Genomic DNA, 16,459 nt, shown 5'->3' with positions numbered 1-16,459 from the left:
AGATAAGAGGCATTAATACCAGCCACAACTCTTGAACAGCCGGCTCAACCTTATGCTCAATATAGTCAAATTTTTTAGGTCATTCATTCCTTTTGAGAGTTTAACAATTACCACAAGTTTAACTTTTTCGGAAGTTTTGCGCAGGTTGGACGAAGTGGTTACTTTCCCCAAACTTTTTAGAATAATTCTACCCTTTGGCCCCCCACCTGCAAAACTTTATGAAGGAACAATTTCTGGCAATACATTCAAAATTAATCGCATTATCATCGGCCGCTATTTATTTTTCCCAATTATACAAGGAGATATACATACTCAACCCTTCGGCTGTTCCATCAAAATTAGGATGAGTTTACATAAAATAGTTATAGGATTTATAATTCTTTGGCTGTGGACAACGGGCAGTATTGGGATGTTTTCTTTATTTGCTTGGTTAGTCGAACCCTCTGTGGGACCAATATTTTTACCAATCTTAGGAATGTTTATTTGTGCCTGGCTTTTGTGCTTGATTCCTTTTAAAATAGAAGCAAAAGCAGCTACAAAATTTTTGTCTATTCTCTTAACCTAAAGTAATTTGTAACGGCAATGTTTTAGCTGTACTATTAAAAACAATTTGGGTGCACCGGCATTCATCGGCAGTTAAAAAAACTCCAAATTTATGCGTCAAAACCAACTCAAACTAAAAATTAAACAAGGCGAAACAGTCCTGGGTTTATTTATGAACTGCGCTTATCCCGCATTCATGGAAATATGCGGTCACGCTGAATTTGATTTCGCCGTTATCGACATGGAACACGGGCCCCTGCACCCGCTTGCTGCTGAAGATTTGTGTCGCGCGGCCGACTGCACCGGAATTGCACCGATTGTTCGCGTCCGCAAAAACGACGGGCCGCAAATTCAACGAGCTCTCGACATCGGCAGTGCAGGCGTTCAAGTACCTCAAATTGAAAGCAAAATTGATGCTGAAACCGCTGTCAAAAGTGCTAAATACAGTCCTCTCGGCACGCGAGGCCTTTCCTTCGCTACGCGGGCCGGACTTTATACCGCGGCAGGTACAGATATCACTGACAAACTCAACGAAGAATCTTTAGTTGTGATTCATGTCGAAGGCAAAGGCGGCATCGACAACCTAGCAGAAATTGTTACTGTGCCAGAGATTGACGTGATTTTTCTAGGGCCTTACGATCTGTCACAGTCGATCGGCATTCCCGGCCAAGTCCGCGATCCCCGAGTCATCGACATGATGCAGGAGGCAGTGCAAACCATCCGCAAAGCAGGCAAAGCCGCCGGTACTTTTGCCGAAAACCCCGAAATCGCCAAGCAGTGGATTGATGCTGGCGTTCAGTACGTCGCACTTGGGGTCGATGTTGCCGTTTTCCTGCGGGCCTGTCAGTCGCTGGTCAAAGCAGTGCGGAGTTAATAGATCGAATCCGGTTAGATAATAATGATACCGCTCGCACTCCACTCGCGAGGGGGGACGCGAGCACTCTAGTCGGAAAGGACTTGCGCCCTGGGACGGAACAAACCGATTTTTTTGCCTTAATCCTATAAATTTTGTTGAGCTTAGCCGTCGTCTTTACGATATCTTTGCAATTTTTGTAGTGTCTTTTACGACACATACAAAAAACCTGCGCTAGAGTAGAAGCATACACCTCCTTAAGGCAAAACTAAGGAGGGGAGCAAGGCTTCAGGGAGAAAAATCTATGAAAACCGTATTAGAATCCATTCATTTGGATTATGCCTTCATGTTTACTTTCAAAAAAGTAAACTCGATTAAGCTAGAAGGTTTCAAGGAATTTTTTGACGATATGCCTGTCGATCCGTATGTGAAAGGTAAGTATCGTTCGAGAAGATTATCGCGGTTTGCAGTCAACGGAAATGAGTTAGTTAAGTTACCTCACGGCTATTTGTATCAAAGCAAAACATACAATCCGCTAGTGGGCGATATCAGGCGCGAATTTGCCGAATTGGACGATCGGCTAATCGCCCTCGATAATTTCAAACAGATGATTTTTGCTTTTTTCGATTCTTGCAAAATTCACCCCGAAGCTGAAATCGGCATCCATCAAATCAGGACGAGTTGTTCGCCGCACAATTTCGGCAACCCCGCACCGGAAGGAATTCACCAAGACGGTACTGATTTTATCGGGATTTTCTCGGTTGACAGAACTAATATTGTCGGTGGGGAAACGCATTTGTACTTGGCTAAAAAAGAGAAGCCTGTTTTTAATAAAATTCTGCATCCGGGAGAATTGCTGTTAGTTAACGACCACGAGTTTTTCCACTTTACTACGCCGATTAAACCGGAATCTGAAGGGGTGGGAACCAGGGATGTCTTTGTGCTGACTTCTCCGAGTTTGCTTTGCGATTGAGGATACAGTCTTGGAGGCATAACCTAATGATGTAGGGTGCGCACTGCGCACCTTACTCCGATTACCCACTACTGCATCCCACAGATCACCTTTTGGTTGCGCCCCCACCCATCTCGATCATGGTTAATGCTTGGGAAAATCGATTCCTGAAATGGATATTCCTTCCATCTTCTGCACATATCGTCCTTGAGCCGCTACACATTCTGCCATTTTTTTAGCTTGTATGGGTTGACTCCTTGGATCGGGGGAGATACCTCTATACTCCCATGTACCGCGAATGTCGCCAGAGAATGCTTTTCCATTGTTTTTTAATACTAGCTCTGTGCCAGTTGCATCAATATAGAATTTCCCATTTACCAAAGACACGCTGCTAATTGTGATAGATTCGACTCCTTTGTAGGGATTTGCAGGGGCATCGACGATCTTGATGCAGATTCTATTGTTTTGATGTGCAATCTCTCTACGGGAGTTATTGAACATTGTTCCTTGAGCGTAGTAAGCTCCTGTGGGTAGAATTGTAGAGCCCTGTTGATTACTTTGAGCAGAGGACAACGATGAGATTGACAGAAGGAGAGAACTAAAAATTAGTGTTTCGATAGCCAAAAATTTCATTTGCAGCAAAACTCCATTAAAATTATTTTTTCAGATTCTACACGATCGTAGATGCTTTATAAACTTCTCTAGAGTTCTTGCAAAAGTCAAATTCACCCGCCGCAAGTCCCCCCTTATTAAGGGGGGAAACAAGAATAATCTTGCCTCCTCCCCTGATTCAAGAGGTGGGTTGGGGTGGGGTACTTTGTATTTTTGCAACAGTTCTAATCATGACTCAAGTCCTTACTACAAACCTTTCGTTAGTAGTGAGGACTTTATTCGTCTTTCTGGCGTATAGTCAATCATGACTAAAGTCCTGACTACAAACCTGCATATTTTCCTAAAAAAATAGGTTTATGCGTCTAGCAACTCACAGATAACTCCTATCGAAACTTCCGTTCTGACTCTTGAATGGGAACATCATTAATGCTGGCTTCACGTCTTCGCATTAACCCATTTTCTGCAAATTCCCACTGTTCATTACCATAGGCGCGATACCAGTAGCCAGAATCATCGTGCCACTCATACTCGAAGCGAACAGAAATCCGATTGTCTGTAAAACTCCAGAGTTCTTTCTGCAAACGGTAATCTAATTCCTTTGCCCATTTTCGTCTTAAAAAAGCCTTGATTTCTTCCCGTCCGCTGAAGAATTCGGCACGGTTTCGCCACTGAGAATCTTCCGTATAAGCTAAGGCTACTCGTTCTGGATCGCGGGTATTCCAGGCATCTTCAGCAGCTTGAACTTTGGCTTTAGCCGTTTCTAACGTAAATGGCGGTAGAGGTGGTTTAGTTTCCATCAGCTTTGTTTTTTGTGATTATAAAGGGTCAGTGCGGTGTGCGTGGAGCCCTACAGATAGCGTGTGTGCGTCGAGGACGGGCTTTATTAGATTAGATATTTTCCCCTCCCGTCCCTCTACATACAGCAGATTTCAGGTCGTCGATCGCACAGACGTGAAACTCTTTCGATCTCTCCTGTCAGCCCTGCAATTCCTGATGCGCCGACTGTCAATATTTGGCGGCGTGTGATTTTCTGACAGAATAAGTTCCTCCTTTCGGTGCGGTTAATTGATAGCGGTTACTTAAAGCTTAAAGAGTGTAAACAGTTCGTTCAACCTCGATTCTTGCTCTAAATTATCGAAATCTTGCTCTAGTTACTGATGGCGCCATGCGTTCTTTCTGGGAAGAAGCCACCCGTTAGTTTATGATTTGCGCAACTTTTGTTAACCTGTTTATAAACCCATTATAATCTTTTTTCTCGATTTTTAAACTATTTATTTAGGTAGATGTTTTGCATTTAGTAAAAATTTAAAGTAAATAAAAAATTGAGGAAACATCATGCGGTCTTTAATTAAGTCAAGGAAAAAAATCCTCAACCTATTGGTACTCAGCTTTTTAGCAACAATCTTGATTGTTGTTCCTCCCTTGATTGGCGCTCGTTATAATTTATTTTATCCATCTTTAGAAGTTAGCGTCCAAGCTCAAACGCCCAATTCAAGCGAAGTAGAACCAACGCCTGCTGCTACTGAAGAACAGCAACAGCAGAAGAATCAACCAGCTAAGAATGCCAGCGAAGGGGAAGATAAAAAAGAGGAAAAACTAGAGCCTTTTAAAATGACAATGGGCGCGATCGGGGGATTGGTGCTATTTTTATATGGTGTTACTCGGATGGCGGAAGGACTCGAAGCAATTGCGGGCGATCGCATGAAAGAAATTATCGGACATTTTACTACAAATCGCTATGCCGGACTCGCCACAGGCGCAGCAGCCACAACTTTATTAGATTCTTCATCCGTCACAATTATTATTACAATTGCGATGGTGAGTGCCGGATTGCTAACATTTGTTCAGTCTCTAGGAGTAGTTTTAGGTTCCAATATTGGTACGACTATCGGCGCTCAAATCGTGGCTTTTAAAATTAACGAATACGCGCCAATTGTTATGTCTATTGGCTTTTTATTAACTTTTATTGGTAAAACAGACAGACTAAAAAATATTGGTTTAGTTTTGCTGGGTTTTGGCTTACTGTTTTTCGGACTAGACCAAATTGAAAGCGCAATGGAGCCGTTTGAGACTTACCAACCATTTCTTAAGTTAATGGAAACTTTGGGAGAAAAACCCTTACTAGGAGCTGGAATTGGTGCCTTGTTTACCATTTTAGTTCAATCTTCCTCCGCTACGGTTGCTATTATCGTTACCCTAGCTAGTCAAGGTTTAATTTCACTTCCTGCTGGGATTGCCTTAATGTTAGGAGCGGAAGTTGGCACTTGCGCCGATACATTAGTCGCGACAATTGGACGAGAAAGACCGGCTGTACGAACGGGCATTTTTCATTTATTATTTAATCTGACGACCGCCACTTTGGGGATTTTATTTGCTAGTCAATTGGCGGCGCTCGCCCAATGGCTTTCCAGCTTATTTGGGTCAGGCGAAGATGTTGCCAGAGAAATCGCCAATGCTCAACTAATATTTAACGTATTGGGCGTAATTTTGGTGATCGGATTTCTACCATTAATTGCTAAGGGATTGGAAAAAGTGATTCCCAAAGGCAAGGATGAAACAGATTCGGCGTTCGATCGCAACTCGCGATCGGACTTAGAGTCACGTTAATTTAAATTGTTGTGGTGTAACCACCATCGATCGCCAAATTCTGTCCAGTTACAAAGCCAGAAGTATCCGAATGGATTAAATTCCCGCTTTCAATTTCCGCATGATTTTCAGAAATTTCCAAAGCCGAAATGCCAGAAACAGCCATTGAGCCACGATTCCCAACCCCACAAAAGGTATTGCTTCAGGGTTGTAGAATTTTGCCAAAACGTATAGCCGAATAGCGTCCAAAGTGCGACTGTTGCAAGAATGCGATCGGGCGAAAGTTGCAGCAATCCGAGCAGCGTCGGAGCAACGATCGACCACAAGCTCAATCCCCCGATCGCTCACATCATCAGATTGCGAATTTTAGTCGCAAAAACTTGTTGAACGAACGTAACGTCCCGCTCGCGCTAAAGTATAATTTCGATGCAATCGGATTTAATATCAATTCTCAGCATTGGGATCGATTCCCATTGCTCGCAGTCGCTCCCCTAACTGGATGACTTTTCGCTCTGCTTGTTCGGCTCTTTCTCGTTCTTGTTCGACCAGGGCCCGCTCAATTTCAACTTGTTCGGAGCCAGTTAACAGCAAATTCCCCTGCGAATCCCACCACCGCAGCCAAAGAAGTTCTTGATTTTGATAGCTTCCCTGCCACAGTGCCAATTATACATCTAGTACAGGAATGGGATAGTGACCGCGTTCGTTTGGCTCCATCCTTCGATACACAAAATCTATCAGGTGATAGACCTCTAAATTGCCAGTTTTCATTTCATAAATGCCCTAGTAAGGGATGCGGATAATTCTCTCGTACACCCAAAACTTACCGAATTTAGTTGTTGTAACGTCAGCGGCCACAGAAAGCGGAGTACGTGAAGCGAAGCTATCCCGAAGGGAATCGCGCTCTTCCTCTTAATTACCGCTAGCAAATTCTAAAACAATGAACGGAGCCATGTGTTCCCGCCAAAGTACATAAGAACGGCGAAAACCGTCAAGTGTTGCCAGTACATTCGGCACGTAAAACCAATCCGGTGCTTCTGCACCTCGCTCTGGTGGGTCAGTTTCTCGCCAGTAAATGCCGCAATCTTGCCCGATCGCATATTGTCCGTCTGGATGCAGCCGCTCTACAACCGGCCCGATCGAATCTGTCAGAATGATGCTCTGGGGATGCTCCTAAAAATTTTTCACAAATGTACCGTCTTCGTCTGGCAATTTGGTATGGTCGGGGAATGCAGGAGGCAGATCTGTAGCACTTATTGGCTCGTTCATCGTCTTTTCCGTGCAGTTATTTTTCATTGTACTGCGAAATTTTAGAGCAATCTGATTGGAAACTTTAGCTAATATTAACTAAACCCAGCTAACCACAGCGGAAGCATCAACAGCAACCCGACAGAAGTGATGGCGATGCTGCTAGCTAACAAATCGCGATCGAGCTCGTAGACTTCTGCTAAAATCAGCACGGAAAGAGCTGTGGGCGTTCCCGACATCAACACCAACACGAACCTCGGATCGCCGCTAAATCCGAAATAACTAGCACCCAATCCGATCAGCACCGGCACAATTACCACTTTTAACAGCGACGGGATTAACGCTAGTTCAAAACTTTCCCATTTCTTAATAGACCTCAGCCGGATGCCAACCAGCAGTAAAGCACTGGCAATTACCACCCAAACTGCCGTGTGCAATCCCGATTCCACTGTCTGGGGCAGGGGGATATTTCTGGTTAAAAAACCAATTAAAAATGCCCACAGGGCGGGAACTGTTAGCACATCCCGGAGCTGAGTCCACCAGTGATTTTTTTGCTGGGAATTCCCGAAATAGCTAGCAATAAATACACCGAAACAGTAGGTTCCGATCACGTTGTTAGTGACGCTGTACAACACAGCCCAGTTGTTGTTATCGGTGCTGATGATAGAGGGGGTGATTGCTAATCCGACAAAGCCCGTATTCCCTAACATCGCAGCTAGGATAAAACTCCCTTGGCTCGATCGCTTCAGGGAATTAAAATTTAATAAAAATAAATTTACCAGAGAATTTTTGCCCTGAAAATAGGGCTTTTTCATGTGGGCTGCACTCAGCCTGCGCAATAATACCCAAGTCAGCCAAGCACAACTCGCACTCAGAAATAACACGAATATGGCGATCGCCGGCGTGAATCCCACAGCACCCGAAAAATCGCTTTGACGGGCTAAAACTAGAATTTGCAGCGGTATCCCAATCCAGAAAAGAAAGTAGCTCAGCAGCTTGGGAAAATTAACTGGGATGTACTGAAACAGCAGCAGTCCCAAGCCCGTCCAGATAACTAGAGGGGTATAAGCGTGAAATAAGGTTTCAACCATAAAAATTTAACTTGACAATTTGAAATGCCTTTATCTATTAATAGTAATGCTAAAGTCCGTTTGAGAAATGCGAATTCTCGTTAGCGGAGCCCTCGAAGAGGATCGCATTTGCATCCTTTTTCGTCCTAGCCTGTTCGCAGCACTGCGGGCCCGAAAATTTCCGCCCAAATTCCCGCACCTTGCAGGGCAAAATTCTCAGACTCGCAGCCCCAAATGCTTGCAGGTTTTTACCTTCACATTCACAAAACCTTTTTGAATTTGACAAATGTGCGATCGAGTTATCTTGCCTTTTCCAAACAAATGTCCCGCGTTTTCCAGTCGTTTCGCTCGAACCCAAATACGGCGAGACTCAAGCTGCTAATCACTTGCACCGATCAATTCAATTTTAAAGCATTAACAGGCACTTCATCCCAAGAACTAACAGTGCGCAAGGTAGCAACCCAGCCCTGCTCTTTTTGCTCTGCCGTCAAATTCTTCTCAAAAGATTCGTGGCAATCCTTCGCTTGAGTCTCATTGCAACAAGCAATACAAGAATAAAGAAGGCCCGACGGATCGATTTGCTCGTTTACCCAAATAATCACGATCTACTCTCTCAATCAAAATCTACTGTTACTTAAATTTTCCTATATTTTTGCCAATTATCTACTCGGATTTAGGCAACCCAAGATTTAAGGCGCTACAGATTTGTTGTAAGGTGCTTGTGGCACACCCTACGGATTCGTTGTAAGGTGCGCGGTACACACCTTGATTTCTGAGTCTCTTAGAGAGGGACGAAAGTTTTTGTAGGATTGATTGCAGTCGCCGAGTCTTATTGAGGGGTTTTTACAATTGTTTCGATGCCAAAGTTGCCAAAGACTCGCCCGCAACCCGGCAAATCCGCCAGTCGGGCATTACATCAGCACCGATACCCTTGTAAAATCCGATCGCCAATTCATTCCAATCCAAAACGCTCCATTCCAAACGCCCGCAGCCCCTTTCTACTGTTAACTGCGCTAAATAAACTATCAAAGACTTGCCAATTCCCCGCCCTCGAAACTCAGGCAGCACAAACAAATCTTCCAAATAAATTCCCGGCTGAGTCAAAAAAGTAGAATAATTGTAAAAAAACAGCGCCCAGCCCACAACTCGACCTTCGCACTCGGCTAAAATCGCTTCCACAAAAGGTCGATCGCCAAACAAATGATGCTCCAAATCAACGGCATTGCCAGTAACGGCATGAGATAATTTTTCGTACTCAGCTAAAGCTTTAATCAAATCAAACATCACCGGCACGTCGGCGCGGGTAGCTGGGCGCAAAATTACCTCAGAAGACATAAATAAGTAAGTAGTACGCGACAATCAACAATTAAAAATACCACATCCAGACATTTTTAATTTGTAATTTTTAATTAAGCTTTTCCACCTTGAACCAGCATATTTACGGCGGTGTCGGAGTGTCCCTCACAATAATTTTAAGATTTTTCAAAATGCAAACTCAAATTTTTTTTTCTTATTTCAACCAGCCCTTCAATCGTTCCGTCACTTGAGGGCGGCGCAGCTTTCGCATTGCCTTATTTTGAATTTGACGGACTCGTTCGCGCGACAAATTGAACAAACTGCTGACCTCTTCTAAAGTGTAAGGTTCGCCGGTCAGCAAACCGTAACGCATAGCAACAATCTCTTTTTCCCGCTCAGTCAAAATACTGTCCAACACCTCCAAAATATCTTGGCGCATCATCATCTCATTCATCTGAGCTTCGGGAGATTGCGTCGCGTTATCTTCGAGAACATCCAAAAGTTCCGAACTTTCTTCTGAGCCGATGCGGTGGTTGAGAGACAAAGATTGCCGACGTACTTGCTGGAGGTAGCGAAGCTGTTCGCAAGTAACTTGCATTTCTCTAGCAAGTTCAGTTTCAGTTGGATTGCGTTGAAGAGAACGCTTCAACTCTCGATAAACTTTTTTGAGTTTATTTAACTGTTCGACAATGTGAACAGGTAAGCGAATCGTCCGCCCTTGATTGGCAATTGTCCGGGTAATTCCTTGGCGAATCCACCAATAGGCATAAGTAGAAAACTTGTAACCCTTCTCCGGATCGAACTTTTCGGCTGCCCGATTCAAACCCAAAGCTCCTTCCTGAATTAAATCGAGAAAAGGCACGCCCCTATTAAGATAGCGTTTGGCAATCGAAACCACCAAGCGCAAATTCGAGCTGATCATTTTCCGTTTCGCCGACTGACACTGGTGGCGAAGCTGTTGCAGTTGAGTTTCGCTTATCCCCAAAGCCGCTGCGAGTTCAGCTTTTGTCGGCACTCTGTCCAATTCCTGCTGCAAACGCTGTTCTACTTGATCCAGGGCTACCAATTCTTGAACGCGGCGCGCCAACTCTACTTCTTCGGCTGCTGTCAGTAGAGGATACCGAGCCATTTCCTTGAACAAAGCTCCCACTGGATCGTCGGCAGACCAGTTGTTGTATGCTGACGACCGAGTTACGGTCGGACGATCGATCTCGGTGTCTTCATCTTCTGCGATCGGGAGTGAGGCTTCGGGTGCCACCGCAAAACTGCCTAGGTCAGATTCTGGCATATGGTGCTTGGTGTCGGTGGGATGATTTGAAATGTCTGCCTTCACTTTAACCAATTTAACCGGAAATTTCCGAAATCCATCTAGAAGCCGGTGAGTGATTTTAGTGGCTGATATCTGTTCGCCCCAATTTTAGTATCTGTTCGCCCCAATTTTAGGCCTTTTTATTTAGTTCGAGCCAGTAAAGGAGCTGCCTGCAATAATTGCTGAGTGTAAGGGTGCTGCGGATTAGTAAAAATATCCCTAGTCTTACCGATTTCAACAATTTTTCCAGCATTCATTACCGCAATACGATCGCAAAAAAACCTCGCCACCCACAAATCGTGCGTAATAAACAGATAAGTCAAATTAAATTCCTGCTTCAACTCCAACATCAGCTCTAAAACTTGAGTCTGCACGCTGGCATCCAGCATACTCACAGGTTCGTCGCAAATTATCAGTTGCGGTCGAGTAATCAAAGCGCGGGCGATCGAAACTCGCTGCTGTTGTCCTCCCGATAATTCCCCCGGATAGCGACGAAAGAAATCCTCCCCTGGACTTAAACCCACCCGCTCTAACATTTGGATTACTTCTTTTTTAGCTTCGCGCGCATTAGCTAATTTGTGAATAAACAAAGGGTCAGCAATACTTTGCCCGACAGTCATCATCGGATTCAGGCAAGCGTGGGGGTCTTGAAATATCATTTGCATTTCGCGGCGGTGCTGCCTCACAGCATCGCGGCCCAGGGCAGTTATATCTATCCCTTGAAATTCAACTTTGCCGCCAGTCGCGGTTATTAGCTGCAAAATCGTGCGTGACAAGGTACTTTTGCCGCAGCCGGACTCCCCCACAAGCCCTAGGATTTCTCCCCGTTGTAGTTCTAAACTAACGCCGTCTACTGCTTTAATTACCTGGCGATTCCGGGCAAATAACTGATCTAATAAATTGCTTTCTAAATTGTAGTGTTGCTGCAAATCCGTCACTGTCAAAAGAGGAGAATTTGTTAAGTTGGCAGTAACGACTTCAGTCCTGATTTCCTCGAATGCTAACCCTTTGTCCGAATCAGCTTGAATGTGCAAAGCTGCTTTGAGGAGCGATCGAGTATATTCGTGCTGCGGCTGTTCAAAAACGTTTTTCACCGGCCCTGTTTCTACGACTTTGCCGCCGTACATCACCGCAATGCGATCGCAATACTCAGCCACCATCGCCAAATCGTGAGAAATCAACAAAATAGCCGTTCCCCGTTCCGCGCAAAGTCTGGTTAATTCTTGCAAAATCTGGGCGGCGACAGTTACGTCCAAACTTGTAGTCGGTTCGTCCGCCACAATTAATTTAGGATCGAGCAAAAGAGCCAAAGCAATTGCTACTCTTTGCCGCATTCCGCCGCTAAATTCGTGGGGAAATTGCGACCAGCGAGACGCCGGAATTTTCACAGCTTCCAAAATGTCGATCGCCCGTTTCTTAGCTTGCTTGCGATCCAAATTCGGTATGTGAGCTTGCAAAGTCTCGATGCAGTGTTCCCCGACAGTCATCAAAGGATCGAGACGAGTCATCGGATCTTGAAAAATCAATGCCACAGCTTCGCCCCGAAACCGTCTCAGCCGCGAAGCATTCATGTCAAACACCGACTCTCCAGCAAAACTAACTCGCCCCTCAATCAGCGTTGAATCCGGCAGCAACCGCATCGCAGCCCTTCCCAAAGTTGACTTACCGCACCCAGACTCCCCAACTAATCCGAGCTTTTCCCCCGGTTTCAGCGTCAGGGAAACGCCGTCAACGGCCCAACCGGATTGGCCCCGCCGCTGAGGATAAGCTACTCGCAGATTGTCAACGGAAAATAGAGAAGAGTCATTAGTCATTAGTCCTTAGTCCTTAGTCTGTTGTCTGTTGTCTGTTGTCTGTTGTCTGTTGAGTGTTGACTGTTGACTGTTGACTGTTGACTGTTGTTATTTATTATTTATCAATATACTGGCGGTTAGCTGTTAGTTATTAGTATTGTTCAGGACTTATTAGTTATTGGCAAGAAACCGATATGCTGTTTGTAAATACCAATAGAAATTGCTACAAACAAAGATTTTATCACTACATCATTAACCGACCAACCGCTTACTAACAACAGTCAACAGTCAACCGTCAACAGTCAACTGTCAACAGCCAACTGACTAAATTTCCCTTCGCTTCAACTCAGCTCTCCGCAGTATGTAAGTAGCCGCACAATCTGCGTGAGGATGGTCTGCTAAAACTTCCGCGAGTTCCAACACATATCCGGCGATATCCGGCCCCAGCTTCTCAGTAAGCACTTGACGTTCCCGAGAGGCGAGTTCTTGCACCCGGGCCTTAGCTTGCCAATTGGGAGAAAACATCTTGTCAATCTCGGTGTGGAATCCCAGACTTTCGAGAATGTCCCACTCACCGTTATCGCACCAAATGCCCCCGCACAACATACAGCGCTCTATGTAAAAGGGCACTCTGCTGAAGGGAACTTTCGCCCGCGACAGATAGTGACCGTCTTCGGGACACAGCGCTGCTTTGCTGTCGTAGGGAGACGGCGTGAATTCTATGCCGAGAGTGCCTGCCGCCTCTGGCTTCTGGGATTTGTTGTACCACTGGCTCTGCTCTTTCTGCCAAGCTTCGTATTCTCTGCCTGGAATCCAGATACCGTAACAGTTCGGACACCACTGCACCGACATACTGCCGGCTAAGGTGCCGCCTTCTAAGTTGGGATGTTTACATTTTGGACATTCCACCGCTTTATTTCTCCTTGCCTTCTCAATTCCCTGTTAATTCAATTATTAATTCTGTATCTGGGCGGGCCCTGAAGAACCAGAATTTTTTTGCAGCAGCGCACCGCAGTAGCCAATTAGCGTGTTGAGCCGCGCGATCGCCGCAGTTTGCCTCGCTTCTGCTGTCGCTGGCTGGCGCGACGCTTGCAAAAACGTGACATCTGTCCCCAATAACCGCAGTTGCTTGTGAATTTCAGTCAAATAGGACTGCTCTGGGGGTGTGTCTGAGGCGTCTAACTCATCGCTTTCGGCTCTCATAATTTGGTTTCCGAAAAATTGTTGCACTTTTCTGTATTCGATCGCCAGCGCTGCCCGATCCAGATTATCCTGTGCAGCAGTTCTTTGTAGTTGTTCTAGTGCTTGCTGTAATTCTTGGTAGCACTGGCGGCGGTCTTCGGACAATATCATGATTTTGTAAACAAATTTGTATTTATAATCAAAGTAGATTCTTGCTTAAGGTTTGCTCGTATTAAGGGAAGCCGTGCGTTTTTGCAGCAATTCCCTGTTTTTTGAGAACTTTTTCTGATAGAGTGCCCTGAATAAACCCTTCTGGCTCATGCTTTTAGTTTAGCGTTGCCTGTGAATGCCGATCGCCCGCTACCTCAACTGCTACCGCCAAAATATGCTTATTTTACCCGATCGACAGACTGCGGCGGCGGCAGTGGTGTCACTATATTTTCCTACCGGAGAGGGGGGGCGACTCGGAATTAGATAGGTATAGTTAACACAAAAATCGACTATTTTTTTGAATTGCCAATTGTGGTCTTCAAGTAGTTTAGTATAACTAAACACATAATTTCGGCAATTCAACCGCAAACCGGCTTTTAACCATTTGTATTTCTAAGTTTTAAAGGTGTACCCCATGAACGCGAACACTCTGACTCCCTCTCCTTCGATCGATCCTGCTGTAGTTCCCGATTGGCTGCAAGAATGCATGAATGCTCCATCGCAACCTGATGAGGCTCCTAACCAGAATTGCTCGGCTGACAACAGCTTAATTTGTCGGGCTTTTGAATTTGCCCGCGACTTGCACGAAGGACAGTACCGCAAATCAGGAGAACCTTACATTTGCCATCCAGTAGCTGTCGCTGGAATACTCCGGTATATGGGCGGCAACAACGTCATGATTGCCGCGGGCTTCCTCCACGACATTGTTGAGGATACAGATATTACTCTCGAAGAAATAGAACAGCGGTTCGGCGCCGAAGTGCGACAGTTGGTTGAAGGTGTCACCAAGCTTTCTAAGTTTAATTTTTCCAGCAAAACAGAGCGCCTCGCTGAAAATTTCCGCCGAATGTTCCTAGCAATGGCTAAAGATATTCGCGTTATTGTCGTCAAACTTGCAGATCGGCTGCACAACATGAGGACTTTGGAGCATTTGTCCGAAGAAAAGCAGCGCACTATTGCCCTAGAAACCCGAGAAATTTTTGCTCCCCTGGCGAACCGTTTGGGTATCGGGCGCTTTAAGTGGGAATTGGAAGATTTAGCGTTTAAATACCTGGAACCTGAAGCTTACCGCGAAATTCAGGAATTGGTAGCCGAGAAGCGGGGCGATCGAGAAACTCAACTCGCAGAAGTCACAGATAGTTTGCGAGAAAGGCTTGACAGTTTAGGCATTAAATGCTATGAAGTCAGCGGCCGTCCCAAACATTTGTACGGGATTTACGGGAAGATGCAGCGCCGCCAAAAAGGGTTTAAGCAAGTGTACGATATTGCTGCGGTGCGGATCATAGTAGAAAGCAATGATGACTGTTATCGTGCTTTGGCGATCGTCCACGATTCTTTCCGCCCGATTCCCGGCCGCTTTAAAGATTATATCGGTTTACCAAAAGCGAATCGGTATCAATCTTTGCACACCGGAGTAATCGGAACCAGCGGCCGCCCCATCGAAGTGCAAATTCGCACCGTAGCAATGCACCACATTGCAGAATACGGCATTGCCGCGCACTGGAAATACAAAGAAACTGGCGGTTCTAACACAACAGTCACCGGCGACGACGAAAAATTTACTTGGCTGCGGCAACTCCTAGAATGGCAAAGCGACCTCAAAGACGATCAGGAATATTTACAAAGCATTAAGGACAACTTATTCGACGAAGATATTTACGTTTTTACTCCTAACGGAGACGTGATTGCTCTCAATAGCGGGTCAACTCCCGTAGATTTTGCTTACCGCATTCACACAGAAATTGGCAATCGCTGCACCGGTGCCAGAGTCAACGGGCGAATGGTAACACTAGACAAGGTTTTAAAGAACGGCGATATTGTAGAAATCTTGACCCAAAAAAATGGTCATCCGAGTTCCGACTGGCTGAATTTTGTCAAGACAAACGGAGCAAAAAACCGAATTCGTCAGTGGTTGAAGCGATCGCATCGAGATGAAAACCTCGCTCGCGGGCGGGAATTGCTGGAAAAAGAATTAGGTAAAAACGGCTTGGAATCTTTGCTGAAATCTGAACCCATGCAGTCTGTGGCTCAGCGCTGCAACTACCACAGCGTCGAAGATTTAATCGCCGGTTTGGGCTACGGCGAAGTTACCCTAAATCTCGTAGTAAATCGACTGCGAGATTTAGTAAAAGTGCAGCAAAAAATTGAAGCTGCTCCCGGAGGAGGACAGGAATTGCCCCAGCTAATACCTGCATCGACGACACCGAAACCAGTACCGAGTTCGTCTCCGAGCAAATCGCCGATCGCAGGTGTAGAGGGCTTGCTTTACCATTTATCCGGCTGTTGCTGTCCGATTCCCGGGGAAGCAATTATTGGAGTTGTGACTCGCACTCGCGGAATTTCGATTCACCGGCAAGGGTGTTCAAATGTTGAGAGCGTACCGGGCGATCGGTTAGTTCCTGTGAGTTGGAATTCTAGCGAGCGCAATGGTAGCCGTCCGAATACTTATGCAGTTAACATTCAAATTGAGGCGCTCGATCGAGTCGGAGTTCTAAACGATGTATTGTCGCATTTGAAGGACAACAAAGTAAACGTCCGCAGCGCTCAAGTAAAAACCTATCCCGGTTTGCCCGCATTAATTGACTTGTGCATGGATATTGAGGATAAGGAACAGTTCGAGCGGACTTGTATGCAAATTAAAAAGATGAGCGATATTTTGAATTTGCGCAGGCTGAGTGAAGGGACTTAAGAGAAAAGCCTAACTGTATTCTAGGGTGCGCACTGCGCACCTTACAGCACTTCCGGATGTTATGAGGTACAGTAGCAGCAATTAGTAAACCAGTTTTTGAGATGTTTGGGATTCATTAA

At 45.4% G+C, this 16,459-nt stretch carries 16 protein-coding genes and 1 pseudogene; 6 read left to right on the top strand and 11 right to left on the bottom strand.

Going from position 1 to position 16,459, the window contains the following annotated elements; genetic code table 11:
• The first annotated feature begins 52 nt into the window (after positions 1-52).
• The 3 genes from QUA20_RS04215 (at position 53) to QUA20_RS04205 (ending at position 2,369) form a co-directional block, all read left to right on the top strand.
• Positions 53-565, top strand: a complete 513-nt coding sequence (locus tag QUA20_RS04215; protein WP_172190450.1) for a hypothetical protein — start codon at positions 53-55, stop codon at positions 563-565.
• A 90-nt stretch (positions 566-655) separates the two neighbouring features.
• The gene (locus QUA20_RS04210) at positions 656-1,417 is read left to right on the top strand and encodes an aldolase/citrate lyase family protein (RefSeq protein ID WP_333185670.1); all 762 of its coding nucleotides are present in this window, start codon (positions 656-658) and stop codon (positions 1,415-1,417) included.
• A 283-nt stretch (positions 1,418-1,700) separates the two neighbouring features.
• Positions 1,701-2,369, top strand: coding sequence for a 2OG-Fe dioxygenase family protein (locus tag QUA20_RS04205; protein WP_333185668.1), 669 nt, complete (start codon positions 1,701-1,703; stop codon positions 2,367-2,369).
• 123 nt (positions 2,370-2,492) lie between these two features.
• Here the strand turns inward: QUA20_RS04205 and QUA20_RS04200 are convergent, their stop codons facing one another.
• Together QUA20_RS04200 and QUA20_RS04195 are read right to left on the bottom strand one after the other, a co-directional pair.
• Positions 2,493-2,981 carry a hypothetical protein gene (locus QUA20_RS04200; RefSeq protein WP_333185666.1) on the bottom strand — a complete coding sequence of 163 codons (489 nt, stop codon included), beginning with the start codon at positions 2,979-2,981 and terminating at the stop codon, positions 2,493-2,495.
• A gap of 362 nt (positions 2,982-3,343) precedes the next feature.
• A complete protein-coding gene (locus QUA20_RS04195; RefSeq protein ID WP_333027583.1) occupies positions 3,344-3,757 on the bottom strand; it encodes a nuclear transport factor 2 family protein in 414 nt (137 codons plus the stop codon).
• Between the two features lie 538 nt (positions 3,758-4,295).
• On the opposite strand from QUA20_RS04195, the gene QUA20_RS04190 reads away from it, so the two are divergent.
• Positions 4,296-5,567, top strand: a complete 1,272-nt coding sequence (locus QUA20_RS04190; RefSeq protein ID WP_333185664.1) for a Na/Pi symporter — start codon at positions 4,296-4,298, stop codon at positions 5,565-5,567.
• A gap of 75 nt (positions 5,568-5,642) precedes the next feature.
• Here QUA20_RS04190 and QUA20_RS04185 read toward each other — a convergent pair whose 3' ends face one another.
• The 9 genes and pseudogenes from QUA20_RS04185 to patD all read right to left on the bottom strand — a co-directional run bounded on the left by QUA20_RS04185 (position 5,643) and on the right by patD (position 13,612).
• Positions 5,643-5,894 (bottom strand): hypothetical protein, encoded by a 252-nt coding sequence (locus tag QUA20_RS04185; protein WP_333185662.1) that lies wholly within the window; start codon positions 5,892-5,894, stop codon positions 5,643-5,645.
• A 96-nt stretch (positions 5,895-5,990) separates the two neighbouring features.
• Positions 5,991-6,812, bottom strand: a pseudogene (locus QUA20_RS04180) (Uma2 family endonuclease).
• Between the two features lie 74 nt (positions 6,813-6,886).
• On the bottom strand, positions 6,887-7,882 hold the full coding sequence (locus QUA20_RS04175) for an AEC family transporter (RefSeq protein ID WP_333185660.1): 996 nt from the start codon (positions 7,880-7,882) through the stop codon (positions 6,887-6,889).
• A 374-nt stretch (positions 7,883-8,256) separates the two neighbouring features.
• Entirely contained in the window at positions 8,257-8,463 is a 207-nt protein-coding gene (locus QUA20_RS04170) for a glycogen debranching protein (RefSeq protein WP_333185658.1), read from the bottom strand.
• A gap of 241 nt (positions 8,464-8,704) precedes the next feature.
• Positions 8,705-9,196, bottom strand: a complete 492-nt coding sequence (locus tag QUA20_RS04165) for a GNAT family N-acetyltransferase (RefSeq protein WP_333185656.1) — start codon at positions 9,194-9,196, stop codon at positions 8,705-8,707.
• Between the two features lie 175 nt (positions 9,197-9,371).
• Complete coding sequence (locus tag QUA20_RS04160; protein WP_333185654.1) at positions 9,372-10,445, bottom strand: RNA polymerase sigma factor, RpoD/SigA family; 1,074 nt, start codon at positions 10,443-10,445, stop codon at positions 9,372-9,374.
• Between the two features lie 161 nt (positions 10,446-10,606).
• Positions 10,607-12,280, bottom strand: coding sequence for a dipeptide ABC transporter ATP-binding protein (locus QUA20_RS04155; protein ID WP_172192381.1), 1,674 nt, complete (start codon positions 12,278-12,280; stop codon positions 10,607-10,609).
• Between the two features lie 303 nt (positions 12,281-12,583).
• The gene (locus QUA20_RS04150; protein ID WP_172192383.1) at positions 12,584-13,168 is read right to left on the bottom strand and encodes a zf-TFIIB domain-containing protein; all 585 of its coding nucleotides are present in this window, start codon (positions 13,166-13,168) and stop codon (positions 12,584-12,586) included.
• 45 nt (positions 13,169-13,213) lie between these two features.
• On the bottom strand, positions 13,214-13,612 hold the full coding sequence (patD, locus tag QUA20_RS04145; protein WP_172192385.1) for a heterocyst frequency control protein PatD: 399 nt from the start codon (positions 13,610-13,612) through the stop codon (positions 13,214-13,216).
• Positions 13,613-13,783: 171 nt separating this feature from the next.
• Between patD and QUA20_RS04140 the strand changes: the two genes are divergently transcribed.
• Positions 13,784-13,915, top strand: a complete 132-nt coding sequence (locus tag QUA20_RS04140; protein WP_333027615.1) for a hypothetical protein — start codon at positions 13,784-13,786, stop codon at positions 13,913-13,915.
• 151 nt (positions 13,916-14,066) lie between these two features.
• Entirely contained in the window at positions 14,067-16,340 is a 2,274-nt protein-coding gene (locus tag QUA20_RS04135; protein ID WP_333185649.1) for a bifunctional (p)ppGpp synthetase/guanosine-3',5'-bis(diphosphate) 3'-pyrophosphohydrolase, read from the top strand.
• The last annotated feature ends 119 nt before the right edge of the window (positions 16,341-16,459 follow it).

This window comes from Microcoleus sp. Pol7_A1 (assembly GCF_036701085.1).
GTDB lineage: Bacteria > Cyanobacteriota > Cyanobacteriia > Cyanobacteriales > Microcoleaceae > Microcoleus > Microcoleus asticus.
Note: the sequence above shows the minus strand (reverse complement) of the source record. Positions and strands in the feature narration are given on the sequence as shown.

What these genes read in the sequence shown, in the direction of transcription:
- QUA20_RS04210 (WP_333185670.1), top strand. Translation starts at nt 656, where the DNA reads ATGCGTCAAAACCAACTCAAACTAAAAATTAAACAAGGCGAAACAGTC.
- QUA20_RS04135 (WP_333185649.1), top strand. Translation starts at nt 14,067, where the DNA reads ATGAACGCGAACACTCTGACTCCCTCTCCTTCGATCGATCCTGCTGTA.
- QUA20_RS04175 (WP_333185660.1), bottom strand. Translation starts at nt 7,882, where the DNA reads ATGGTTGAAACCTTATTTCACGCTTATACCCCTCTAGTTATCTGGACG.
- QUA20_RS04195 (WP_333027583.1), bottom strand. Translation starts at nt 3,757, where the DNA reads ATGGAAACTAAACCACCTCTACCGCCATTTACGTTAGAAACGGCTAAA.
- patD (WP_172192385.1), bottom strand. Translation starts at nt 13,612, where the DNA reads ATGATATTGTCCGAAGACCGCCGCCAGTGCTACCAAGAATTACAGCAA.
- QUA20_RS04215 (WP_172190450.1), top strand. Translation starts at nt 53, where the DNA reads ATGCTCAATATAGTCAAATTTTTTAGGTCATTCATTCCTTTTGAGAGT.
- QUA20_RS04190 (WP_333185664.1), top strand. Translation starts at nt 4,296, where the DNA reads ATGCGGTCTTTAATTAAGTCAAGGAAAAAAATCCTCAACCTATTGGTA.
- QUA20_RS04160 (WP_333185654.1), bottom strand. Translation starts at nt 10,445, where the DNA reads ATGCCAGAATCTGACCTAGGCAGTTTTGCGGTGGCACCCGAAGCCTCA.
- QUA20_RS04155 (WP_172192381.1), bottom strand. Translation starts at nt 12,280, where the DNA reads ATGACTAATGACTCTTCTCTATTTTCCGTTGACAATCTGCGAGTAGCT.
- QUA20_RS04200 (WP_333185666.1), bottom strand. Translation starts at nt 2,981, where the DNA reads ATGAAATTTTTGGCTATCGAAACACTAATTTTTAGTTCTCTCCTTCTG.
- QUA20_RS04205 (WP_333185668.1), top strand. Translation starts at nt 1,701, where the DNA reads ATGAAAACCGTATTAGAATCCATTCATTTGGATTATGCCTTCATGTTT.
- QUA20_RS04165 (WP_333185656.1), bottom strand. Translation starts at nt 9,196, where the DNA reads ATGTCTTCTGAGGTAATTTTGCGCCCAGCTACCCGCGCCGACGTGCCG.